This is a genomic window from Caulobacter sp. GW821-FHT11A05 (assembly GCF_058809015.1).
Genome location: NZ_JBXASF010000001.1, coordinates 515,564 through 539,078 on the forward strand (window position 1 = coordinate 515,564; position 23,515 = coordinate 539,078).

Below are 23,515 nucleotides of genomic sequence, written 5' to 3' on the forward strand. Positions count from 1 at the left end.
GAATGCGCGGCCTCATGCAGGACCAGGCCCTTACGGTCGACAAGATCCTGGACCACGCGAAGAACTGGCATGGCCATGTCGAGGTGGTCTCGCGCTCGGTCGAGGGACCGATCGTCCGCACGACCTACGCCCAGATTCAAAGCCGGGCCAAACGCGTCTCCAACCTGCTGCTGCAGCTGGGCGTCACCCTCGGCGACCGGGTCGCCACCCTGGCCTGGAACACCGCCCGCCACATGGAAGCCTGGTACGGCATCATGGGCATCGGCGCGGTCTGCCACACGCTGAACCCGCGCCTGCACCCCGACCAGATCGCCTGGATCATCAACCACGCCGAAGACCGCATCATCTTCGTCGACCTGACCTTCGTGCCGATCCTGGAAGCCATCCTCGCCCAGTGCCCGACCGTCGAGCATGTGGTGGTGATGACCGACCAGAGCCACATGCCGGGCTTCAAGATCCATGGCGTGCCAGCCATGAAGTGGGGCGGCGCCCACTGCTACGAGACCGCCATCGCCGGCCAGTCGGAAAACTGCGCCTGGGGCGGCTTCGACGAGAACACCGCCTGCGGCCTCTGCTACACCTCGGGCACCACGGGCGACCCCAAGGGGGTGCTCTACAGCCACCGCTCCAACGTCATCCACGCCCTGGTCGGCCTGCAGAAGGATGTGCTGGGCCTGTCGGGCGTCGACACCGTGCTGCCGGTGGTGCCGATGTTCCACGCCAACGCCTGGGGCACCGCCTTCGCCTGTCCGGCCGTCGGGGCCAAGATGGTCATGCCCGGCTCCAAGATGGACGGGGCCTCGATCCACGAACTGCTCGACAGCGAAGAGGTGACCTTCTCCGCCGCCGTGCCGACCGTCTGGCAGATGCTGTTGGCCGAGCTGGACGCCAAGGGCCTGAAGCTGCCGCACCTGACCAAGGTGGTGATCGGCGGCTCGGCCTGTCCGGAAAGCATCATCCGGGGCTTCAAGGAACGCTACGACGTCGACGTCCTGCACGCCTGGGGCATGACCGAGACCTCGCCGCTGGGCACGCTCGGCTCGCCCAACGCCCGGGTGGCCAAGCTCTCCTACGACGAACAGATGCCCTACAAGCTCAAGCAGGGCCGCCCGCCCTACGGCATCGAGATGAAGCTGACCGACGATGAGGGCAAACAGTTGCCGCACGACGGGCACACCTTCGGCCACCTGATGGTCAAGGGCCCGTTCGTGGTCGGCGAATACTTCAAGGGGGCCGGCGGCAATATCCTCGACCCCGATGGCTTCTTCGACACCGGCGATGTGGCGACCATCGACCCCGAAGGCTTCATGCAGATCACCGACCGCGCCAAGGACGTCATCAAGTCCGGCGGTGAGTGGATCAGCACCATCGACATCGAGAACATCGCCATGGGCCACCCCAAGGCGGAGCTGGCGGCGGTCATCGGCATCCTGCATCCCAAGTGGGACGAGCGGCCGCTGCTGCTGGTCAAGCTGAAGCCCGGCGAGACGGCGACCAAGGAGGAGTTCATCGACTTCCTCACCGGCAAGATCGCCAAGTGGTGGATGCCCGACGACGTGGTCTTCGTCGACGACATCCCGCTGGGCGCCACCGGCAAGATCGACAAGAAGGTGCTGCGCGCCCGGTTCGCCGACTATGTGCTGCCCGAGGTGCCGCTGATGGCGGCGATGGCCGCCGCGGCCGCCGCCACGCCGAGCATGGCCCTGCGAAGCGAGCCCGATCCGGTGCTTCACGCGCCGGAACCGCCCGCCCCCGAGGTAACGACGCCGGAGGCCGCCGACCCTTTTGAGGAAGCGGCGGCCGGCGCGGAGGCGGAGGACCTCGGCTCCCCGACCGCCGCTGAAGCCACGGTCGGCGCCGGGGATTTCAACGCCCACGCCGACGACGTCATCCCCGAGCCCGAGGTCGAGGCGGTCCAGCCGCCCCACGTCGCTTCGGCCGAGGAGGCCGAGAACCGCATCGAGACCCTGGTCAAGCCGCAGCTGGCCGAGGCGACCGATCCGGCTCCGCCGGAGCCCGTCGCCCTGCCGGCCGGCGGCCCCGCGCCGCTGGCCGAGGCCCTGATCGCCGGAGCCGCCGCCGCGGCCGCCGGCGGCATGCTGTTCACCCGCGACGACACCCACCGGGACGAGCCCCTGAGGGTCGAACCGGTGCGCGAACCGCCGCCGGCTCCGAAGGCCGAGGTGAAGGCCGTCGAGCCCGCCCCGGCGCCGCCGGCTGACCCGCCGGCTTCCGATGTCATTCCGGAAGGCGACCTGCCGCTGACCTGGACGCCCGGCGGCGCGGCCGAGCCGCCGCGCACCGAGCATGTCGCGACGAAGCCGAAGAAGCTCGACGACGAGGACGTCCCGGCCGCCCTGCCCAGCATGCCCGACATGACGCCGCTCGGCGCGGTGGCGGCGGCGGTGGGCGGCGCCACCCTGGTCAAGAGCCAGGTCGACCGCGCCAAGACGTCGGACGACGCCCTGGCCTTCCCGGCCAGCCTCAAGAGCAGCGCCTCCAGCGTTGTCGCCAGCGACGAGCCGCCGCTGTCCTTCACCCCGGTCCCGGCCGGCGGCAAGAAGAAGGCCAAGGCCAAGGCCGGTCTGGTCGACCACATCCTGACCCTGGCCGTCGCGCTCGCCTTCGCGCCGGCGCTGATCGTCCTGGTTGGCGCGGCCGGCATGTGGGCGGGCCAGTGGGATTGGCGCGACGGCTACCAGTCGGTGCTCACCGCCGGTCCGGCCCCCAACCTGGGCTGGGCCCCGGCCGCCGCCCTGGTCAGTGTGCTGGTCAGCTTCATCTGCCTCCTGATCGCCGCCATCGCCGGCTGGAAGCGCCACTGGCGCAAGGCCCTGCTGGCGGTGTTCGTCACCCTGGCCAGCCTGGCCGGCTTCGCCGCCCTGGGCTGGTGGGAGGCGCAGTCGCCGCGCATCCACGACGTCGCCACCGACTGGTCCGAGCCGCTGCTGTTCACCGCCAACATCATGTCGGCGCGCGGGCCCGACGCCAACATCGTCGAGCCCAACCCCGTCGTGCCACTCGACGCCGGGACCTTCGCCGGCCGGCCGATCGCCGAGATCAACAGCGAGACCTGCGGCGCGGCCCGCCCGGCCATGGTCTCCATGCAACCCGACCAGGCCTTCGCGGCCATCAAGGCGGCGATGGTCGCCGAGGGCCTGGCCATCGTCACCGACGATCCGCGCGCCGGCCGCCTGGAGGCCACCGCCACCAGCCTGATCTACCGCTTCAAGGACGATGTGGCGGTGCGGGTGCGGCCCCAGGGCGTCGGCTCGCGCATCGACATCCGCTCGATCAGCCGGGTCGGAAGCGGCGACATGGGCGCCAACTGCCGCCGCATCGGCCGGCTGACGGCGGCCCTGAACCTGGCGGCTTAGGAACCGGTCCCTGCGGCCGCCTCGCACAGCCGCTCGAGGAAGCGGCCGCCATCAATCGCGGCGACGTCGTCGGCCGGGGCGAACTCGGTGATCGTCAGGCCGACAAGCGTCCCGGAGCGGGCCGCCGCGCGCACCACGGCAAGGCCGGCTTCCAGGGGCAACCTGCCCTCCGGATAGGCGATGTGCGGAAACGCAGCCGGATCGAGTGCGTCCAGGTCGAAGTGAATATGGATCGGCCCGGAAACCGGCTCGCCAGGTTCGAGCCAGGACAAGCCGTTGTCGCGCTGGAACGCCCAGTCGCCGTCATCGCCCAGATGCGCCGAGACATAGCGGAACTGCGCGGCAGCCAATGGCGCGGCGAGCAGCGCCCGCAGATCGGCCGGGGCCGAGCCCATCAGCGCAGCGACGGGCATGCCGTGAAAATTGCCGCTGGGCGAGGTGGCCGCCGTGTTGGCGTCGAGATGGGCGTCGACCCAGATCACCGTCAGGTCCGGATACTGCCGGTGCAGGTAGTCGATGACGGCCACGTCGCAGGCGCAGTCGCCGCCGGCGGTCAGGACCCGCTTGGGCCGCGCGTCATCGAGGATCGCCTGGGCGGACCGGAACTGTTCCAGGATGGCGGTCCAGCGATTGATCCCGCCCTTGGCTTCGCCCTCGCCGGCGTCCGGAACCTGGGCAAGCGGCCCGTAGCGGCCGCAGACCTCGGCGGCGGCGGCCGCGCCCCGGCGCAGGTGCTCAGAGCGCCCCGATCCCTGCCATTGCGGATAGGACAGGACCAGGTCGAACGCGTCGCCTTGCAATCTTCGCTCCTGCGGAGTGTTGGCCGGCCTAGGCCGTCGCCAGCCGGTAGTCGCTGTCCAGCCCCGGCTCGCCGTCGGTGACCAGCCGGCCTTCGTGGACCAGCTGGACCATATGGGCCATCACCGAATGGGCGGCGGCCGGGTGCAGGCGCGGGTCCACGTCCTTGTAGAGCTCAGGCACCATGGCCTTGATCCGCGTATGGCCGCGGGCCAGGGCGTCGAGGATCTGCGCCTCGCGGGCCCGGCGGTGGTCGATGTAGGCCTGCACGAAGGGCGCCGGGTCGGTGACCGGCGGGCCGTGGGTTGGCCACAGGGTCGAGAAGGCCCGCGCCTTGATCTTGTCCAGGCTGGCGAAATAGTCGCCCATGTCGCCGTCCGGCGGGCTGATCACCGTCGTCGACCAGCCCATGATGTGGTCGCCGCTGAACAGGGCGTTCTCTTCCAAGAGGGCGTAGCAGATGTGGTTGGAGGTGTGGCCCGGCGTCGGGATCGCCTCCAGCGTCCAGTCGCCGCCCGAGAAGACGCCGCCGTCGCACAGGCCGATGTCGGGACGGAAATTGCGGTCGTCGCCGGCTTCCATGCGCACTTCCGACTCGGTCGCCACCCCCTGCTTGGCGCAGGCGTAGATGGTTGCGCCGGTGCGGGCCGCCAGCGGGCGGGCCAGGGGCGAGTGGTCGGCGTGGTTGTGGGTGACGAAGATGTGGGTGATCCGCTCGCCGGCCGTGGCGGCCAGGATGGCTTCCAGGTGGTCGTCCATGTCGGGGCCAGGATCGATGACGGCGACGTCGCCCGTGCCGACGATATAGGTGCCGGTGCCCTTGAAGGTGAACGGCCCAGGGTTGCGAGCGACCACGCGGCGGATGAGCGGGGAGACCCGGTCACAGGCCCCGTAGTCGAACTCGATCTCTCTGACGAAAGGAATCATGCGGCGGCGCCCGTCCCGGGTTCTTCGTTAATTAGAGTCAGGAAAGCCGCCGCGAGCAAGCGTGTCGCGCTCAGCTTGTCCCTGAGGGGCAGCGCAATCGGCGGTCCCATGTCGGTCTTGTTGACGTCCACGACGTAGATACGGCCGTCCTTGTCGCGAAGGATGTCGAGGCCGCCCCAGTCCAACCCCATGCCCTGGCAGAAGGCCGAAATGGCCTCCAGTTCGGCCGGTGAGAACACCGCCTCGGGGGTGGTCAGGGTTGTCGAGCTGTTGTGGTTGGCGAAGCGGTCGGCCACCGGCCGGCGCTTGATGAAGACACAGGCGGGCCGGCCCCCGACGCAGGGCGTGCGCAGGTCGGCGACGAGGTCGCCCTCGGTATTGTCGATCAGCTTCTGATAGCTCTTGCCGGGCAGGGCCGGGCAGGGGGCCTGGACGATGCGGCCGTCGTGGGTGCCGTTGTCCTCGCCCTTTTCGACCAGCGGCCCCTCGGCGGTGGCCGGGTCGACCAGCAGCGGATAGCCGAAGGCCTGTTCGAACACCCGGGCCACATGGCTCTTGGTGACGTCGGTGCAGCGCCAGTTGAAGCGGCGTGTCGGGCCGGTGTTGGGTGGCGCGCCCCGGGCGCTGTCGTCGAAATAGAAGGCGGCCAGGGCCTCTTCCGGCGTGCGGGCGATGCGGGCTCCGGCCCAGGCCGCGGCGGCCCAGACCAGGTACCAGGGGCGGGGCTTGTCGGGAGCGAACCAGACGGCGGGGCCCGGCCGGGTCAGGCGCATCCAGGCGGCCTTGAGGCGGACCGGCACATAGTAGGCGAACCAGACCAGGCCTTCGGCCATGAGGGCGCCATCCAGCGCCATGTCGGCGCCGGTCTTGTGAACCCGGATCCGTCCGCCGGACACAGTGAAGTCCGACGCCCAGAATGCTCCTGCCATACGAAACTCCGCGCCCCCGAGACGCTGAGGTTCCATAACTAGGGCAATTCGCATCACAGACAAACGACTTGCCCGCGAGGCGTGCGTTACCGGCCCGAAAGTTGCGGACCTGGGGTCCAGACTGGTGGGAAGGTGCGTAGAATGGCCCTGGATGCGATGATCTTTGTCTCAAAACGGCTCCAGCGGGTCGTCTTCGCGATTCTCTGTCTCATGGCGGCGCAGTTGGTGCTGGCCTCCTGCGAGCCGGAACCGGCGGCGATGGCCGCCCGGGTCACGCTCGGCGGGCAGTAGCGGCTTGAGGCGTTCGCCGATTGGCCCTTAATGCGGCCATGGCCGACGCCTCCCTCGAATCCCTCGTAGCCCAGGCTGGCGAGCTGCGCCGCGCCGGCCGCGTCCCTGAGGCCATCGTCGCCTACGAACGTCTGCTCGGCCTGCGGCCGGCGCTGCCGGACAGCTGGTACAACCTGGCCCTCATGTACCGCCGGGCCCGGCGTTTCGACGAGGCCCTGGCCGCCTACGACAAGGCGCTGGCTCATGGCTTGAGCGGCCCGGAGGAGGCCCACCTTAATCGCGGCGTCATCTATGCTGACGACCTGCGCCGGCCGGACCTGGCGGAGCGGGAGCTGGCTTCCGCCCTGAAATTGAATCCCGGGTATGTTCCGGCCCTGCTCAACCTCGGCAACCTGCACGAGGACCGGGGGCGGCGGCAGGAGGCCCTGGCCGCCTACGAGCGTCTGCTGGCGGTCGAGCCCGACCATCCCGAGGCCCTGGCCCGCGCCGCCCAGCTGCGGCCGGTCAGCGATCCGGCCGATCCGGTCATCGACCGCCTGCGCCGCGCCCTGGTCCGGCCGGACCTGCACCCGCAGGACCGCGCCAGCCTGGCCTTCGCGCTCGGCAAGCTGCTTGATGGCGTGGGAGCCTACGACGAGGCGTTCGAGGCCTATGGCGCCGCCAACCGTCACGCCCGCGCCGCCGCGCCGGCCGCCCGCTACGACCGCGCCGCCCAGGAGGCGCTGGTCGAGGGTTTGATCGCCGCCTTCCCGCGGGCCGATCCACCGGCCTCGCCGGCGGCCGGCGCCCGTCCGCCGCCGATCTTCATCCTCGGCATGTTCCGCTCGGGCTCGACCCTGGTCGAACAGGTGCTAGCCAGCCATCCGCGCGTCACCTCGGGCGGCGAACTGACCCTGCTGCCGACGCTGGTGCGCCAGGCGCTGCAACCCTACCCGGCGGCGCTCGCCCGGCTGACGGAGGAGGGGGGGCAGGCGCTGGCCCGCCGCTACCAGGCCGACCTGGCGCAGCTGTTCCCGGACGCCGACGTCCTCACCGACAAGCGGCCGGACAATTTTCTGCATGTCGGCCTGATCAAGCGACTGTTCCCGGACGCGCGCATCGTCCACACCCGTCGCCAACCGCTCGACAACGCCCTGTCGGCCTGGTTCCTCCACCTGGATCCGTCGATGGCCCACGCCATGGACCTGATGGACGCCGGCCACTACCTGGCCCAGGAGCGGCGGCTGACGGCCCATTGGAAGAGCCTGTGGCCGGACGACATCCTCGAGCTCGACTACGACGCCTTCGTCGAGGACCCCCGGCCGCACACCGAACGGCTGCTGGCCTTCTGCGGCCTGGACTGGGACGACGCCTGCCTGGCCTTTCACCAGACCGACAGCAATGTCCGCACCGCCAGCGTCTGGCAGGTGCGCGAGCCGCTGTACAGGCGGGCCTCGGGCCGCTGGCGCAACTACGAGCGCCAGCTGGGGCCGCTGAAGGCCTGGCTGGAAGGGCAGGGGCTTCTCTAGCCCGGCAGCACCGCCGACAGGTCGTAGCCGGCGGCGGCGCCCTGATCGACCAGCGTGGCGCGGTCCTGGCGGCCGGCCAGGGCCTGGCCGACGCTCCAGGTGACGATCGAGCGGGTGCCGGATCGGCAGAAGGCCAGCACCGGACCGCCGGCGCCGTCGACGGCCTCGCGGTTGAGGTCGACCTGGTCGGGGGTCGGGCCGCCGCGCACCGGAATGTGCACATAGTCCATGCCGGCGGCGCGCGCGGCCGCCTCCATCTGCGCGCTGGACGGCTGGCTGGGGTCCTCGCCGTCGGGGCGGTTGTTGATCACCAGCTTGAAGCCGCGGCTGGCCGCCTCCGCCATGTCCGTGGGCGCCAGCTGCGGCGCGACGGCGAAATCGGGGGTCACCTGACGGATATCGGTCATGCTGCGTTCATCCTGGATGGGGCTTCGTTGACAACATCGGGGCGGAACCGACACTACGCAACGCCCGTACGGTCCCGGCCGGGCGGGAAACCTGAATTTTTTGGAACGTGACAGTTCCGCCGAACTGAAGTCAGTCGTCGGAGTTTGCGTTCCCGGCGCTCCGCCATTCGAAGGCCGTCATGCTGCGATTCCTGTCCCGACGCCTGCTGATCGCCATCCCGACGATGTTCCTCGTCATCACCCTGGCCTTCTTCATGATGCGCGCCGCCCCGGGCAGCCCGTTCGTCAACGAGCGGCAGATGACCCCCGAGGTTCAGAAGGTGGTCGAGAAGAAGTACGGCTTCGACCGGCCGCTGCATGTGCAGTACGGCCTCTACCTGGCCGACGTGGCGCGGGGCGACTTCGGCCCATCGCTGAAATACCGCGGCAAGTCGGTGCTGGACATCCTGGGCGAAAACTACCGGGTCAGCCTGTGGCTGGGCCTGTCCGCCATCATCGTCGCCTCGATCATCGGCGTGTTCCTGGGGGTGATCGCCGCCCTGCGGCAGAACCGCTCGATCGACTACGCGACCATGGGCATCGCGATCCTCGGAGTCTGTATCCCGACCTTCGTCACCGCGCCGCTGCTGGTGCTGGCCTTCGGCTCGATCCTCGGCTGGCTGCCGCTGGCCGGCTGGAGCTGGACCAAGGTGGCGGGGGTCGAGTTTCCGTCCTGGAAGAACATGGTCCTGCCGGTCACCGTGCTGGCCCTGCCGCAGATCGCCATCATCTCGCGGCTGGTGCGGGCCGGGATGATCGAGGTGCTGCGCTCCAACTATGTGCGCACGGCCCGGGCCAAGGGCCTGCCCGAGAGCCTGATCGTCCGCAAGCACGCCCTGCGCGCCGCCATCCTGCCGCTGGTCAGCTACCTGGGGCCCGCCTGCGCCGGCCTGCTGACCGGCTCGCTGGTGGTCGAGAAGATCTTCAACCTGCCGGGGCTGGGGAAGTTCTTCGTCATCAGCGCCCTGCAGCGCGACTACACCGTGGTCATGGGAATGGTCATTTTCTACGCCGCCCTGATCCTGATCCTTAACATGATCGCCGACCTGCTGTACGCGGCGCTAGATCCCCGGGTGAGGCTGTCATGAGCATGTCCATCCCAGGCTCCCCCGAACGCGCCGAATTGCTGCACAAGGCGATCAAGGGCCGCTCGCTGTGGGATGACGCCCGCCGCCGGCTGCTGCGCAACAAGGCCGCCGTGGCCGGCATGATCGTGCTGGCCCTGATGGTGGTGCTGTCCGTCCTCGGGCCGTTGTTCGTCCCCTTCGCCTACGACACGGTGACCAAGACCGACGTCTGGACCGCGCCGGGCGTCGGCGGCCACCTGATCGGCGCCGACTCGCTGGGACGCGACCTCTTGGCCCGGCTGTTCGCGGGCCTGGGCGTCTCGCTCGGCATCGGCGTGGTGGCGACGGCGGTGTCGCTGGTCATCGGCGTCGCCTGGGGCGCGACCGCCGGCTACCTTGGCGGCAAGGTCGACGAGGTGATGATGCGCATCGTCGACACCCTTTACAGCCTGCCCTTCATCTTCTTCGTCATCCTGCTGATGGTCACCTTCGGCAAGAACATCTTCCTGATCTTCCTGGCCATCGGCGCCGTCGAGTGGCTGACCATGGCCCGCATCGTGCGGGGCCAGACGCTCAGCCTGAAGCAGAAGGAATTCATCGAGGCCGCAAGGGCGGCGGGCCTGACCTCCTACGACATCATCCTGCGCCACATCGTGCCCAACCTGCTGGGCCCGGTGGTGGTCTATGTCACCCTGACCATCCCGGCGATCATCATCGCCGAGAGCTTCCTCAGCTTCCTGGGCCTCGGCGTTCAGGCGCCGATGGCCAGCCTCGGCACCCTGATCGCCAACGGGGCGCAGGACATGGAGATGGCGCCGTGGCTGCTGATCTTCCCGTCGCTGACCATGATCGTCACCCTGATGGCCTTCAACTTCATCGGCGACGGCCTGCGGGACGCCATCGATCCGAAGGACCGGTGAGGCATGGGTCCGCCGATCATGGCGCTCTGTCACCTGGACCCCGGCCTGCGCCGGGGTGAGCGGCAAATTGGCGGCCGCTCAGTTCTCGCGCTTGGCGCGGATCGTGCCCATGCCTTTCACGGTCAGGAAGTAGCTTCCGAGCGTGGCGGTGCGCAGGGTGACCTGGGCGCCGGCCGGAACCTTGCGCAGTTTCTCACTGTCGATCTGCTTCCAGACCGCCCCGTCATCCAGCTTGATGACCCACTTGCCGTGCGGGTCCTGGCGGGCCGAGCCGACGGTGGCCTCCAGCCGGGTGAGTTCCTCTTCCTTCGCGCCCTGGGTCATGAAGCTGGGCATCTGGAAGTTGAAGCCGAAGGCGGCCTTGCGGGCCTCGCGCATCTGGCCGCGGTCGACGACGACCACGTCGCCCTTGGCCTCGGCCGCGTCCAGCGCCTCCGCCGCCTTGTCGTAGCAGGCCAGGCGTTCGGCCGAATCGGCGACGGCCCGGCAATCGACGACGGCCTTGAGGGCGCCGGCCCGTTCGCCGGGCTTGGATTGCGCCGCGGCGCCCCCGGCCAGAAGAATCACCAGACCGGCCGCGGCCAGTCCCATTCCCATCCCTGCGGGGCGTAGCGTCATGACCGTCTCCGACTCCAGAACAGCCGCCATTGAAGGCCGAGCCAGCGTGATCCGCAATCTCTTCCTCGGCAGTGTGGCGCTTGTTGGCCTCACCCTGGCGGCCATCTCTCTCTCGGGGTGCGGCCAGCAGCCGGTGTCGCGGCCGCCCTGTCCGCAGGGGAAGATCTGCCTGACCATCGGCAACGCCTCCGAGCCGGCGACCTTGGATCCGCACACCTCGACCGGCACCTGGGAAGACCGCATCCAGAGCGACCTGTTCATCGGCCTGACCCAGTCGGCCGCCGACGGCTCGATGATTCCCGGCATGGCCGAGCGCTGGGAGGTGACGCCGGACGGCCTGACCTGGACCTTCCACCTGCGCCAGGCGCTGTGGTCGGATGGCGTGCCGGTTACCGCCGACGACTTCGTCTACTCCCTGCGGCGGGTGCTCGATCCCAACACCGGCTCCGAGTACGCCTCGCTGATCTTCCTGATCAGGAACGCCGAGGCGGTGAACAGCGGCAAGGCCCCGGTGGAGGCGCTGGGCGTGCGGGCGATCGATCCGCGCACTCTGCAGATCACCATTGACCACCCGGCCCCCTACCTGCCGGAGCTGACCCGTCACCACGTCCTCTATCCGGTGCCCAAACATGTGGTGGAGAAATACGGCGAGCAGTGGATCCGGCCGGGCAAGATGGTCGGCAACGGCCCCTACATGCTGGCCGGCTGGAAGCTGGGCGACAGCGTCCACGCGGTGAAGAACCCGCGCTTCTGGGACGCGGGAAGCGTCTGCATCGACGAGATCTACTGGTACCCGACCACCGATGCGATCTCGGCCGAGCGGCGGGTGGCCCGCGGCGAGCTGGATATCAACACCGACATCCAGTCCAACCGCATCGCACGGCTGCGCAGGACCCTTCCGGGCTATGTCCGCACCAACACCTGGCTGGGCGTCACCTACCTGGCCTTCAACCGTACGCCGCAGAGCAAGGTCCCGGCCCTGAAGGACGTGCGGGTGCGCCAGGCCCTGGCCATGGCCGTCGACCGCGACTTCATCACCAGCGGCCTGCTGCGCGGCGGCCAGCTGCCGACCTACACCAAGGTTCCGCCGGGCGTGGCCAACTACAAGCCCTCGCCCGGACCCTACTGGGCCGGCTGGTCGCTGGAAAAGCGTCAGGCGAAGGCCCGCCAGCTGCTCGCCGAGGCCGGCTTTGGGCCGGACAACCCGCTGCGTTTCGAACTGAAGCACCGCAATTCGGCCGACCCGATGCAGTTCACCCCGGCCCTGCAGTCGGACTGGAAACAGGTCGGGGTGATGGTCACCCTGGCCCAGCAGGAGACCCAGGTCTCCTACGCCGACTACCGGGTGCGCAATTTCCAGGTCGCCGACACCGCCTGGGTCGCCGACTACAACGACCCGACCAGCTTCCTGGACCTGGAGCGGTCCAACTACGGGCCGCAGAACTATGGGGACTACAAGAACCCGGCCTACGACGCCCTGATGGCCAAGGCCGACAACGAGCCGGACGCCGGCAAGCGGGCCGACTACCTGCGCGACGCCGAGACCATGATGCTCAACGACGCGCCGATCGCGCCGCTCTATTTCTACATCAACAAGAACCTAGTGAATCCGAAGATCACCGGCTTCGTCAACAACCTCATGGACCACCACCGCACCCGCTGGATGTGCGTCAAGGGCGTCCGCTGAGTCGGCGCCGACCTGCCGCAAGGGGAGCGTTCGTGGCTTCCTTGTACCATCTCGCCTCGGAAGCGCCGCGCGAAGGCCCGGTTTGGAAGGGTCGAATAGGGCGTTTTTGCCTTACAGGCCGCCATTTGCGGCCAAACGCGCCCCGATACGCGCCGGCTGTGGCGCGGATGCGACATTCTGACGGCGATATCATTACGGATCGGCAATGAGCGTTGACCGCTGTTCAGGCGCGGGCCTATTGCTGACGTAACCGGCCGCACAAGTGCGTCCGGGAGGCCCGAATTCATGCTTTTGAGGGGAAGCGCGACCGCACAGCGGCGCGCTGGCTCGGAGGGACTAAGTTGAGAATCCAAACCACGCGCGGTCGTCTGCTGGCGTCCACGATGATCTGCGGCGCCGCTTTCGCCGCCCTGGCGACCGCCGCTCCGGCCTTCGCCCAGGACGACACCGAAGTCGACGAAGTGTTCATCACCGGCTCGCGCATCCCGCAGCCGAACCTGGTGACCACCAGCCCGATCACCCAGGTGACCTCCGAGGACATCACGACTCAGGGCGTCAGCCGGGTCGAAGACCTGGTCAACCAACTGCCGCAGGCCTTCGCCGCGCAGAACTCGACGGTCGCCAACGGCGCCTCCGGGACGGCCACGGTCAACCTTCGCGGCATCGGCTCCTCGCGGACCCTGGTGCTGATCGACGGTCGTCGGATGCCCTACGGCTCGCCGAACGACGTCGCCGCCGACCTCAACCAGATCCCGACCCAGCTTGTCGAGCGGGTTGAAATCCTGACCGGCGGCGCCTCGGCCGTCTACGGGTCGGACGCGCTCGCCGGCGTTGTCAACTTCATCATGAAGAAGGACTTCGAAGGCGTTCAGGTCTCGGGCCAGTACAGCTTCTACCAGCACCACAATGATTTCGACGGCGATGGCAAGATTCGCGAAGTGATCGCGGCCCGCGCTTTGACCAACCCGTCGCAGTTCCAGCTGCCCGATGACAACGTCATCGACGGCTACGGCAAGGAGCTGAGCGTGATGATGGGCGTCAGCTCGCCCGACGACAAAGGCAACATCACCGCCTACGTCAGCTACCGCAACAACGACGCCATCATGCAAGCCGACCGCGACTTCTCGGCCTGCTCCATCGGCGGCGCCGGCCCCGACGCCTTCACCTGCGGCGGGTCGAGCACTGCCTTCCCGGGCCGGTTCAACATCGGCGGCACGAGCTACACGCTCAACCAGAACACCGGGAACACCTTCCAGCCGTTCAACGGCGCGACCGACCAGTACAACTTCGGTCCGATCAACTACTACCAGCGCCCGGACGAGCGTTACTCGCTCGGCGCCATCGGCCGCTACGAAGTGAACGATCACGCTGAGGTCTTCACTCAGCTGATGTTCACCGACTACTCGACGGTCGCCCAGATCGCCCCGTCGGGCGCCTTCTACGGCACCCCCTACGTCACCAACTGTGGCAACCCCTTCCTCAGCGCCCAGCAACGCGCGACCTTCAGCTGCTCGGCGGCTGACGTCGCGGCCAATGCGCCGCGGGACTTCTACCTGGGTCGCCGGAACGTTGAAGGCGGCGGTCGTCAGGACGACCTGCGGTACCAATCCTACCGCGGCGTTCTGGGCGTTCGCGGCCAGATCAACGACGCCTGGTCGTATGACGTGGCCGGCCAGTACAGCCGGGTGCAGCTGTCGCGCATCTACCGCAACGACTTCTCGGTCACCCGCATCAGCCGGGCCCTGGACGTCGTCAGCGTCGGTAACGTGCCGACCTGTCGTTCGGTCGTAGACGGCACTGACCCGAACTGCGTGCCCTGGAACGTGTTCGACGTCGACGGCGTGACCGACGAAGCGCTCAACTACCTGCAGGTCCCGGGCGTTCAGCAGGGTTCGACCACCCAGCAGATCGTCACCGCTTCGGTGGCCGGCGACCTGGCCGAATACGGCGTCAAGACCCCGTGGGCCACGGGCGGCCTGCAGCTTGCGTTCGGCGCCGAGTACCGCCGTGACGAACTGGTGTCCGAAACCGATCTGGCCTTCTCGACCGGCGACCTCGCCGGCCAGGGCGGCCCGACCATCGGCCTGAGCGGCGCGACCGAAGTCTACGACCTGTTCATGGAAGCCCGCCTTCCGCTGATCGAAGACGCTCCGGGAGCCAAGCTGCTGGCCATCGAAGCGGCCTACCGCTTCTCGGACTACGGTTCGGGCCTGAACACCGACACCTACAAGGTGGCCGGTGACTGGGCGCCGATCGACGGTCTCCGCTTCCGCGCCAGCTACCAACGCGCGGTTCGCGCGCCGAACGTCATCGAACTGTTCCAGGCCCAAGGCCTGAGCCTGTTCGACATCGACGGCGATCCCTGCGGTGACGCTGGGAACACCGGCGTCATGCAAGCCAGCCTCGACCGCTGCACGAACAACCCGGTCGCCGGCGCCAACGTTCCGGTTGGCGAGTATGGCGACTCTGACCTGGACAGCCCGGCCGGCCAGTACAACTTCTTCGGCGGTGGCAACCCCGACCTGGTCCCGGAAACCGCGTCGACCTACACCTTCGGCATCGTCTGGTCGCCGAGCTTCGTGTCCGGCCTGAACGTGTCGCTCGACTACTTCCACATCGAGGTTGAGGATCGTATCGACACCTTCGGGGCCGACAACACCCTGGAAGCCTGCTACTTCGGCGGCTCCGACACGGCCTGTTCGCGGGTCCACCGCAACCCGACATCGGGCGCGCTCTGGACGCAAGGCGGCTCTGTTGATGACTTCACCATCAACACGGGCGGCCTGACGACCTCGGGTATCGACCTGGTCGCCAACTACGGCATCGACATCGGCGACATGGGTGGCCTGAGCTTCAACTTCGTCGGCACCTGGCTCGAAGAGCTGCACAACGACCCGGGCGAGGGCGCGATCGCGTATGATTGCCTCGGCTACTACGGCAATCAGTGCGGTATCCCCAACCCCGAATGGCGTCACCGCTTCCGCGCCGGCTGGGACACCCCCTGGGGCGTCGACGTCGCCGCCACCTGGCGCTTCTACGGCGAAGTCGATCTGTTCAGCATCAACGCCGGCGGCTACGGCCATCCGGGCATTGACTCTGGCCGCGTCGACAGCCACTTCGACGCCGAGCACTACTTCGACCTGTTCGCCTCCTGGAAGGCCACCGACACCGCGAGCTTCCGCGTCGGCGTGAACAACGTGCTCGACAACGATCCGCAACTGTCGGCCAGCGTCGGCACGACCGGCAACGGCAACACCTACCCGCAGACCTACGACACCTTCGGTCGTTACGTCTTCATGGGCTTCACCCTGGACTTCTAATCAGCCCAGAGTGTTGTGAGTAACGGAGGCGGCGGGCCAATGGCCCGCCGCCTTTCGTTTGGGCCCTGCCCAGCCGCATGGACGCAGCGGGACTTGACCGTACGGGCCATCCCCGGCGAGGAACGGCCCCATGAGCGGTTCGGCGGAGCAGTGGCGGGAGCAGGGCGTGGCGGCCAGCGCGCGGCGCGACCATGCCGGCGCAGTCCGCGCCTTCGAACAGGCCGTCCGGTTGGCGCCGCGTGACCCGGCGCTGGCGGCCCGGCTGGCGCTCGAGCGGCTGACCTACGGCGACATCGCCGGCGCCCGGGCGGGCGCGCAGGCGGCGCTGAGCCTGCCGGGCCTCGATGCCAAGACCCTCGACCGGCTGGGCCACATCTTCAGCCGCACCTCGGACTTCGAGCAGGCCGTCGCCCTGTTCCGTCAGGCCGCGGCCCTGGCGCCGAACGATGTCGCCATTCTCAAGAACCTCGCCTGGGGGGGCCAGCATGTCGGCGCCTTCGCCGAGGCCGAAGCCGCCCTGCGCCGGGTCCTGGCTCTGGCCCCGGCCGACGACAAGGCCTGGTTCAACCTGTCGGGCCTGCCGGGCTGGCGGCCCACGGCCGACGAGCTCGCCAGCCTGAGCCGGCTGCTGGAGGCGGCGGCGGGCGATGAGGAGCGCAGCCTCGGCCTCGGTCACGCCCTGGCGCGGGGGCAGGAGGCGCACGGCGACGCGCCGGCCGCCCTGGCGACCCTGGACCGGGCCAAGGCCGCCCGTCGCCGGGCCCGGCGCTACGACATCGATGCGGCGCTGGCCGCCTTCGAGGCCGCGCCGGCGGCCTGGGCCGGCGGGCCGACAGGGCAGGGCGATCCCTCCGAGGCCCCGATCTTCATCGTCGGCCCGCCGCGCTCCGGCACCACCCTGCTGGACCGCATCCTGTCGAGCCACCCCGCCGTCACCTCGGCCGGCGAACTGCGGGCCATGCCGTTGCTGGCGCTGCGGGCGGCGGGCGTCCAGGGCGAGCGGGCGCCGACCGCCGAGGTCATGCGGCGGACGGCGGGCGCGCCGGCGGCGATGATCGGGGCGACCTATCTGGAGGCCGCCGCGCCCCTGGCCGGGACAACGCCCCGCTTCACCGACAAGCGGCCGTTCAACCTGATCTTCGCCGGCATGATTTCCCGGGCGCTGCCCAACGCCCGCATCCTGCGCATGCGCCGGGCTCCGGCCGATACGGTGCTGGGCAACTACCGACAGCTGTTCGGGGCGGCGTCCGTGTTCCACGACTACGCCTACGACCTGCAACACACGGCCCGTTACGTGGCCGGGCTGGAGGCGCTCAGTCAGGCTTGGGAGCGATTGTTGCCGGCCGATCGCTACCGGGTCATCGACTATGAGGCCCTGGTCGCCGATCCGGAGGGGCAGATTCGCGCCGCCCTGGACTTCTGCGGCCTACCCTGGGACCCAGCATGCCTCGATTTCCACCGCAACGCCGTCGGCGTCTCGACCGCCTCGGCCGTGCAGGTGCGCGAGCCCTTGCACGACCGCAACATCGACCTGTGGCGCCGCTACGGCCCGGGCTTCGAGCCGGCCCTGCGAATCCTGCGCGAGGCCGCCCTGCAGGCTTGAGTTTTACCCGGGCAAAAAGAAAGGGCGGGGATGGCTCCCCGCCCTTTCGAACGCCTCAGCCCTGACGGTGCTAGATGCCGCCGGGACCGCACTCGGTGCGCAGGTAGGTGTCGATGGCGCCGAGCACCTCGCCGACCTGGCCGGGCTCCCACTTGTTGACCTGGTGGCCCATGTTCTTGAGCTCCAGGTACTTGACCGGCTTGCCGGCCCGCTTGACGGCGGCCACGAACCGTTCGGACTGGGTCTTGGGCACGGTGATGTCCAGTTCCCCGTGATAGAGGAAGACCGGAATCGCCACCTTGTCGGCGTGATCCAGCGGCTGCAGGCCGCCGATGGTCGGCCGCTGGGCCTCCCTCAGCCAGCCCTGGTTCAGCCGTTCGCGGAACAGATCCAGCTCGGCCACGCCGGCGCCGGCGACGGCGCACTGGTAGATGCCGCCCGGACGGACCGAGGCCGCCATGGCCGAGTAGCCGCCATAGCTGTAGCCGTGCATGGCGATGCGGTCAGGCGCGGCGATCTTCTGGGCGACCAGGTACTTGGCCCCGTCGTCCATATCGTCCTGCATCTTCTGGCCCCACTCGTTGTCGCCGGCCCGCCAGAGCTTCTGGCCCCAGCCCAGCGAGCCGCGGAACTGCGGCTGCACGACGGCGTAGCCGCGCGAGGCGAAGTACTGCGTCCAGCCGGTCGTATCCCAGGACAGGTCATCCCGTCCCCAGGGGCCGCCGTGCGGCACGACGATGGTCGGATAGGGGCCGGCCCCGTACAGCGCCGCGTTCGGCGTGGTCAGGAAGGCCGGAATCATCAGGCCGTCGCGGGCCGGGTACTGGATCAGCCGGGTCTCGCCCAGGGCCTGAAGCTTGGCGGTCGTCAGCCATGGGCGCTGCTTGCCCAGCAGGGTCAGCTTGCCGCCGTCGGTAAGCAGGTAATACTCGGGCGGGACCTTGGCGCCGGTCTTGACGACGATGGCGTACTTCATGTCGTCCGACCAGCTGTTGAGCTTGACGTCGAAGCCGTCGGGAACCGACAGGGTGGCCTTGTCGCCGCTGGCCGGATCGATCCAGGCCACCTTGGTGGTCTTGACGCCCAGCGCCTTGCGCAGGCCCTTCTGCAGGCCGTCCAGCTGCGGGTCGACCCAGAAGTCCTCGTTGCCGGCCCCGTCATAGGTAAAGCCGAGCAGGCGGCCGACATCCTTGGCGGCGTTCGAGGTGCGCACGCCGGTGGCGTCGAACAGCTTGATCTCGAAGGCGCTTTCCAGCGGCTTGCGGGCGTTGATGTCGTAGAGAATGATCGCCGACTTGTCCCGGCCCTGGTTGGTCTGGACGTAGGCGATGTTGGGATCTTCGGTGAAACCGATCAGGTCCATGCGGGCCCGGTCGGCGGCGAAGAAGCGGAACAGCTCGCTCCAGGCCCCGGTCTTCGGGTCGCGCACATACTGGCTGACGTAGAGGCGGCCGCCTTCATAGTCGGTGGTGGCGCGGGCGCGGATCTCGCCGTTATTGTCGGTCTGCTCGCCGCCGAACTTGTCCGAGCGGTTGTAGATCTTGGCCAGGGTGCCGTTGTAGACGTTCAGCTTGAACGCCCCTTCACGGTTCATCACCAGGATGTTCTTGGGATCCCGCGGCAGCAGGTCCAGGACCTGGGCCGCTTCCTTCGAACTCTGGTCCTGGTCGCCGGTGGTGGTCTTCCAGTCCTTGCCTTCCAGGTCGGTGATCATCAGGCGGAAGCGGTAATCCTTGTCGATACCCTCGGTGACCAGCTGGCGCACCGTGACGCCGATACGGTCGTTCTTGACGAACAGCACGCCCTGGCAATCGCCACGGTCGCCGCAGCCGATGTTGACGGCCGGCTTGTCCATATGCTCGACCGACCAGATCGACACCACACTGCGGACGCCGTCATCCGAGCGGATGGCGGCGATGTGCTTGCCGTCCGGCGAGATGGTGACGTTGCGGATCGCCGGCGTCTTGCTGAAATCCTCGGCCGTTGGCGGGGTGATGGCGGGGCTCTGAGCCACCGCCAGGCCCAGCCCTCCGACGCCCGCGGCGATGGTGGCGGCCACGAGGACCCCTAGTACTCTGAATGACAATTTCACGATGAAACCCCAAGGATTAAGGCGCTCGCACCGGAGGAGAATGCTGCGGCCCGTCTGGCTGATGGCACGCTTTCACTCCCAATCTGGTGGCGTTTGGGAGGCAATCTATCCGGAAATGGCCGTGCGCCAAGTTAAGTTTCCCTCAGGCGCACCTGTCGCAATGTGTCCCAAACCGGCGTTCGATGAGGCGACTGTGGCGAGATTGTAACGCCCCAATGACGAATGGCCGCAATGCCGTCATCATTGTTGGCAGGGGGCCGCAAGCTGCCTAGTGTCCGGGATACCGCGCGGAATCTCGTGTTTCGCGATCGGTCGCCTGTGCGGCCGAGGGGATCATCGGGCTACTGGGGAAAGTGCTCAAAATGCTGGATCGCAAGTTTTTGCTCGGAACGACTCTGATCGCCGGCCTCTCGGCCGCCGCTCTGGTCGCGCCGACTGTCGCCATGGCCCAACCGGCCGCGGCTCCCGCCGCCGCGCCTGCCGCGGACGACGAAGATGAAGAGGAAGAGGGCGACGTCTCGGCCCTGGTCATCACCGGTTCGCGCATCAAGCGCTCGGAGTTCAACAGCTCCGCGCCGATCCAGGTGATCACCTCCGAGCAGTCCTCGCTCGAAGGCCTGGTCGACACCGCTGAAATCCTGCAGCAGTCGTCGGTGGCCTCTGGCTCGTTCCAGGTGAACAACCAGCTGACCGGCTTCGTGACCGACGGCGGTCCCGGCGCCAACACCATCTCGCTCCGCGGCCTGGGCGCCACCCGCACCCTGGTTCTGCTGAACGGCAAGCGCGTCGGCCCCTCGGGCACCCGCGGCACCGTCGGCCCAGTCGACCTGAACGTCATCCCGAACTCGATCGTCGAGCGTTTCGAGATCCTGAAGGACGGCGCCTCGTCGATCTACGGTTCGGACGCCGTCGCCGGCGTCATCAACATCATCACCAAGTCGAACCTCGATGGGATCGAACTCAACGTCTACGGCAACATCCCCTTCGAAGAAGGTGGCGAGCAGTATCGTGCGTCGGCCGCCTGGGGCAAAACCTGGGACCGCGGCTACCTCAACGCTTCGCTGAACTACCAGGAGAGCAAGGTTCTGCGTCGCGGGGACCGTGAGGACACCGCCTGCGCCGCCGACTACTTCAACGACACCGCCCGGGGCGGCCCCCGCCTCGACTTCGCCAACACCGATCCGTCGCAGACGGCTCCGGATTCGCTGAAGTGCTACAACCTGTTCTCGCGCATCATCCGCACCGGCGCCTTCGGTGACTTGATGTACAAGGATGCGAACGTCACCTACCCCGGGATCACGCAGGGCCAGAACGCCCCGACCGGCGTTGCGGGCTTCGATCTGGTTCGCCAGGCTCGCGCCGGCTTCCCGGTCACCTTCCCCTACGCGCACCAGGACGCCTCGCCCTACGCCCGGGCGTCTATCCTCAGCCCGGTGACGAACACCTCGTTCTACGCTTCCGGCGGCTTCGACATCCTGCCGAACCTCGAGGTCTATGGCGAGTTCCTCTACAACCGTCGTGAATCCGAACAGTACGGTTCGCGTCAGTTCTTCCCGTCAGTGACCGGCGGGTACACGGGCACCAGCGCGACGTTCCGCGCCAACTTCAACCCGACTGGTGGCGCGCTGCTGCCGATCACCCCGCTGGCCTCCGACCGCGACCAGAAGGTCGACTACTGGCGTGGCGTCGTCGGCCTGCGTGGCGACATCGGCCGCTTCAGCTGGGACGCCTTCTACCAGCACAGCGACTCGAACGCCGACTACGGCACCGACATCATCTACAACGACCGCGTCCTGGCCGTGACCGGTGGCTTCTCCGGCATCCGCGATCCGGATACCGATCCCGACGGCCCGAACGGGCCGCTGCTCGGGACCTTCTATCCGGCTCCGTCCGGGACCGCCGCCTGCTTCGATCCGGGTGACGCGTCGAACAAGTCGGGCTACAGCTGTGCTCAGCTGCCGGGTGGCATCGACTGGTCCCTGCAACGCATCCTCGAAGGCAACTTCAACGATGCCGAGCGCGCCTTCCTGTTCAAGCACGAGTACGGCAACACCACCTACGTTCAGGACCTGTTCGAAGCTTCGGTCTCGGGCGACCTGTTCAGCCTGCCGGCGGGTCCGGTCGGCGCGGCCGTCGGTTTCAGCTTCCGCAAGGACGAAATCGACGACACGCCCGGGGCCAACGAGCGTAACGGCAACCTGTGGGGCTCGACCTCGGCCGGCCGCACCGCCGGCTCGGACAAGACCAAGGAAGTCTTCGCCGAACTGGAAGTCCCGATCCTCAAGGGTCTGCCGGGCATCGAAAGCCTCGACCTCCAGGTTTCGGGTCGCTACGTCGACTACGACTCCTACGGCAGCGGCGACACCTACAAGGTGGGCCTGAACTGGCAGATCACGCCGGCCTGGCGCATCCGCGCCACCAAGGGCACCTCGTTCCGCGCCCCGGCGCTGTACGAACTCTTCCTGGCCGACCAGACCAGCTTCACCAACCAGGCCGCCGTCGATCCCTGCATCAATTGGGTCGATAGCGACAACGACATCCTGCGGGCCAACTGCGAGGCTGCCGGGGTTGACCGGGAGTACATCTCGTCCGCCGGCACATCCAGCGTCCTGGTCACCACCGGTGGCGGCGCGGGCGTCCTCAACGCGGAAACGTCCGAAGCCTATACCGTGGGCCTGATCTGGACACCCAGCTTCATCGACCTGTCGGTGGCGGTGGAATACTTCGACTTCCTGGTCGAGGATGAAATCCGTCAGTTCGGCGCGGCCAATATCGCCAACCAGTGCTATACGGATCCGAACGGCATCAACAATCCGTTCTGCTCGCTGATCACGCGGAACCCCGGCCAGCCGCGCGACCCGCTCGGCAACCCGATCCCGCCGATCGTTGCTCGTGCGAACGAAATCGTCGGACTGAACAACAGCTACGTGAACGTCGCCGAGCAGGTCAACCGGGGTATCGATCTGACCGTGCGCTACACGCATGAGTTCGACTTCGGCCGCCTGACCTTCGACAGCCAGTTCACCTGGCAGACGAAGGACACCACGACCCTGCTGGGTGGCGCGGCTGTCGAGGACTACAACGGTACGACCACCGAGCCGGACTTCACGGGCAACATGTCCCTGCGGTTCGACCGTGGCGACTGGACCGCCTTCTGGACGGTCGACATGATCGGCAAGCAGTCGGACAGCGATCAGGTCGGCGATACCGGGACCTCGACGCGGTACAGCAGCACCTGCCGTCGCGTGGTCACGGCCACGGGCGCTCAGGTCGGCAGCACCTTCAGCTGCACCAATCCGGTCCAGTACAACGTTGCCACCGGCAACTTCTTCCCTGTCGCTGGCCAGTCGGTTCAAGTCGTTGGCGCTCCGATCTACCTGAAGCGCTACGACGAGTTCACCGCCTACCACGCCTTCTCGATCCGTCGGAAGATGGACGACTGGACGTTCTCGGCCGGCATTCAGAACGTGTTCGACGAGCGTCCGCCGTCGCAATCGTCGGGTCAGTTCCGCCAAGGTACGGCGGCCCTCAACCTGTACGACATGCGCGGTCGTCGGATGTTCTTCAACATCACCAAGCGCTTCTAAGGCCTGACCGTCAGGTTGGTCTGAAGGGAGGCCGGCGAGGGAAACCTCGCCGGCCTTTCCTTTTGTCTGGATGGTGGCAGGCGCGCGTTGCGGGCCAGGTGGGGCAGGCGGTCACCGGCTTCAGGGCCGAGGGTGGCCTGACTGTCTTCAGGGTCTCTGGCGCGCGAGCGGATGCGCAGCGCGGGGGCGGCGAGCAACAGCGCCAACCTGCTCCCCGGCTGCGTGGGCATCCGAGGATCCAGGCCCGGCGGTCATTCCTTCCTTCTGGAACCGGGAAGCAGCGTGGAGTGCTAACCGGACGGGCCCGAAGGCCGGCGGCCGACTTCCCCACCCGCCGCGCAACGC

Annotated in this window: 15 protein-coding genes; 9 read left to right on the forward strand and 6 right to left on the reverse strand. The window is 68.1% G+C overall.

Going from position 1 to position 23,515, the window contains the following annotated elements; translation table 11 throughout:
* Positions 1 to 2 precede the first annotated feature (2 nt).
* The gene (locus AC1RSK_RS02325) at positions 3 to 3,377 is read left to right on the forward strand and encodes a long-chain-fatty-acid--CoA ligase (protein ID WP_492905158.1); all 3,375 of its coding nucleotides are present in this window, start codon (positions 3 to 5) and stop codon (positions 3,375 to 3,377) included.
* Here AC1RSK_RS02325 and AC1RSK_RS02330 read toward each other — a convergent pair.
* From AC1RSK_RS02330 to AC1RSK_RS02340, 3 genes are read right to left on the reverse strand one after another with little or no spacing between them, the layout of a single operon-like run.
* Entirely contained in the window at positions 3,374 to 4,177 is an 804-nt protein-coding gene (locus AC1RSK_RS02330; RefSeq protein ID WP_492905160.1) for an arginase family protein, read from the reverse strand. The genes AC1RSK_RS02325 and AC1RSK_RS02330 overlap by 4 nt on opposite strands.
* A 28-nt stretch (positions 4,178 to 4,205) precedes the next feature.
* Positions 4,206 to 5,102 (reverse strand): MBL fold metallo-hydrolase, encoded by an 897-nt coding sequence (locus AC1RSK_RS02335; RefSeq protein ID WP_492905162.1) that lies wholly within the window; start codon positions 5,100 to 5,102, stop codon positions 4,206 to 4,208.
* On the reverse strand, positions 5,099 to 6,031 hold the full coding sequence (locus AC1RSK_RS02340) for a hypothetical protein (protein WP_492905163.1): 933 nt from the start codon (positions 6,029 to 6,031) through the stop codon (positions 5,099 to 5,101). The genes AC1RSK_RS02335 and AC1RSK_RS02340 overlap by 4 nt, the downstream gene beginning before the upstream one ends.
* A gap of 141 nt (positions 6,032 to 6,172) precedes the next feature.
* On the opposite strand from AC1RSK_RS02340, the gene AC1RSK_RS02345 reads away from it, so the two are divergent.
* Together AC1RSK_RS02345 and AC1RSK_RS02350 are read left to right on the forward strand one after the other, a co-directional pair.
* Positions 6,173 to 6,322 (forward strand): hypothetical protein, encoded by a 150-nt coding sequence (locus tag AC1RSK_RS02345; RefSeq protein WP_492905165.1) that lies wholly within the window; start codon positions 6,173 to 6,175, stop codon positions 6,320 to 6,322.
* 38 nt (positions 6,323 to 6,360) lie between these two features.
* Positions 6,361 to 7,830 carry a sulfotransferase family protein gene (locus tag AC1RSK_RS02350; RefSeq protein ID WP_492905167.1) on the forward strand — a complete coding sequence of 490 codons (1,470 nt, stop codon included), beginning with the start codon at positions 6,361 to 6,363 and terminating at the stop codon, positions 7,828 to 7,830.
* Here the strand turns inward: AC1RSK_RS02350 and AC1RSK_RS02355 are convergent.
* Complete coding sequence (locus AC1RSK_RS02355) at positions 7,827 to 8,237, reverse strand: TIGR01244 family sulfur transferase (protein ID WP_492905169.1); 411 nt, start codon at positions 8,235 to 8,237, stop codon at positions 7,827 to 7,829. The two genes, AC1RSK_RS02350 and AC1RSK_RS02355, sit on opposite strands and share 4 nt — an antisense overlap.
* Positions 8,238 to 8,416: 179 nt before the next feature.
* On the opposite strand from AC1RSK_RS02355, the gene AC1RSK_RS02360 reads away from it, so the two are divergent.
* Both AC1RSK_RS02360 and AC1RSK_RS02365 read left to right on the forward strand, forming a co-directional pair.
* On the forward strand, positions 8,417 to 9,364 hold the full coding sequence (locus AC1RSK_RS02360) for an ABC transporter permease (protein WP_492905170.1): 948 nt from the start codon (positions 8,417 to 8,419) through the stop codon (positions 9,362 to 9,364).
* Complete coding sequence (locus AC1RSK_RS02365; protein WP_492905172.1) at positions 9,361 to 10,263, forward strand: ABC transporter permease; 903 nt, start codon at positions 9,361 to 9,363, stop codon at positions 10,261 to 10,263. The genes AC1RSK_RS02360 and AC1RSK_RS02365 overlap by 4 nt, the downstream gene beginning before the upstream one ends.
* A 78-nt stretch (positions 10,264 to 10,341) precedes the next feature.
* Here AC1RSK_RS02365 and AC1RSK_RS02370 read toward each other — a convergent pair whose 3' ends face one another.
* Positions 10,342 to 10,854: a hypothetical protein gene (locus tag AC1RSK_RS02370; RefSeq protein ID WP_492905174.1), complete on the reverse strand. Its 513-nt coding sequence runs from the start codon at positions 10,852 to 10,854 to the stop codon at positions 10,342 to 10,344.
* Between the two features lie 73 nt (positions 10,855 to 10,927).
* On the opposite strand from AC1RSK_RS02370, the gene AC1RSK_RS02375 reads away from it, so the two are divergent.
* The 3 genes from AC1RSK_RS02375 to AC1RSK_RS02385 all read left to right on the forward strand — a co-directional run bounded on the left by AC1RSK_RS02375 (position 10,928) and on the right by AC1RSK_RS02385 (position 17,491).
* On the forward strand, positions 10,928 to 12,568 hold the full coding sequence (locus AC1RSK_RS02375; protein WP_492905176.1) for a peptide ABC transporter substrate-binding protein: 1,641 nt from the start codon (positions 10,928 to 10,930) through the stop codon (positions 12,566 to 12,568).
* Between the two features lie 341 nt (positions 12,569 to 12,909).
* Positions 12,910 to 15,888, forward strand: coding sequence for a TonB-dependent receptor plug domain-containing protein (locus AC1RSK_RS02380; RefSeq protein ID WP_492905177.1), 2,979 nt, complete (start codon positions 12,910 to 12,912; stop codon positions 15,886 to 15,888).
* Positions 15,889 to 16,018: 130 nt separating this feature from the next.
* On the forward strand, positions 16,019 to 17,491 hold the full coding sequence (locus tag AC1RSK_RS02385; RefSeq protein ID WP_492905179.1) for a sulfotransferase family protein: 1,473 nt from the start codon (positions 16,019 to 16,021) through the stop codon (positions 17,489 to 17,491).
* Between the two features lie 70 nt (positions 17,492 to 17,561).
* On the opposite strand, the gene AC1RSK_RS02390 is transcribed toward AC1RSK_RS02385, so the two are convergent.
* The gene (locus AC1RSK_RS02390; RefSeq protein WP_492905181.1) at positions 17,562 to 19,550 is read right to left on the reverse strand and encodes an alpha/beta hydrolase family protein; all 1,989 of its coding nucleotides are present in this window, start codon (positions 19,548 to 19,550) and stop codon (positions 17,562 to 17,564) included.
* A gap of 395 nt (positions 19,551 to 19,945) precedes the next feature.
* Between AC1RSK_RS02390 and AC1RSK_RS02395 the strand changes: the two genes are divergently transcribed.
* On the forward strand, positions 19,946 to 23,170 hold the full coding sequence (locus AC1RSK_RS02395) for a TonB-dependent receptor plug domain-containing protein (RefSeq protein ID WP_492905182.1): 3,225 nt from the start codon (positions 19,946 to 19,948) through the stop codon (positions 23,168 to 23,170).
* Positions 23,171 to 23,515: the final 345 nt, after the last annotated feature.

What these genes read in the sequence shown, in the direction of transcription:
- AC1RSK_RS02325 (WP_492905158.1), top strand. Translation starts at nt 3, where the DNA reads ATGCGCGGCCTCATGCAGGACCAGGCCCTTACGGTCGACAAGATCCTG.
- AC1RSK_RS02335 (WP_492905162.1), bottom strand. Translation starts at nt 5,102, where the DNA reads ATGATTCCTTTCGTCAGAGAGATCGAGTTCGACTACGGGGCCTGTGAC.
- AC1RSK_RS02340 (WP_492905163.1), bottom strand. Translation starts at nt 6,031, where the DNA reads ATGGCAGGAGCATTCTGGGCGTCGGACTTCACTGTGTCCGGCGGACGG.
- AC1RSK_RS02345 (WP_492905165.1), top strand. Translation starts at nt 6,173, where the DNA reads ATGGCCCTGGATGCGATGATCTTTGTCTCAAAACGGCTCCAGCGGGTC.
- AC1RSK_RS02350 (WP_492905167.1), top strand. Translation starts at nt 6,361, where the DNA reads ATGGCCGACGCCTCCCTCGAATCCCTCGTAGCCCAGGCTGGCGAGCTG.
- AC1RSK_RS02355 (WP_492905169.1), bottom strand. Translation starts at nt 8,237, where the DNA reads ATGACCGATATCCGTCAGGTGACCCCCGATTTCGCCGTCGCGCCGCAG.
- AC1RSK_RS02360 (WP_492905170.1), top strand. Translation starts at nt 8,417, where the DNA reads ATGCTGCGATTCCTGTCCCGACGCCTGCTGATCGCCATCCCGACGATG.
- AC1RSK_RS02365 (WP_492905172.1), top strand. Translation starts at nt 9,361, where the DNA reads ATGAGCATGTCCATCCCAGGCTCCCCCGAACGCGCCGAATTGCTGCAC.
- AC1RSK_RS02370 (WP_492905174.1), bottom strand. Translation starts at nt 10,854, where the DNA reads ATGGGACTGGCCGCGGCCGGTCTGGTGATTCTTCTGGCCGGGGGCGCC.
- AC1RSK_RS02385 (WP_492905179.1), top strand. Translation starts at nt 16,019, where the DNA reads ATGAGCGGTTCGGCGGAGCAGTGGCGGGAGCAGGGCGTGGCGGCCAGC.
- AC1RSK_RS02395 (WP_492905182.1), top strand. Translation starts at nt 19,946, where the DNA reads ATGCTGGATCGCAAGTTTTTGCTCGGAACGACTCTGATCGCCGGCCTC.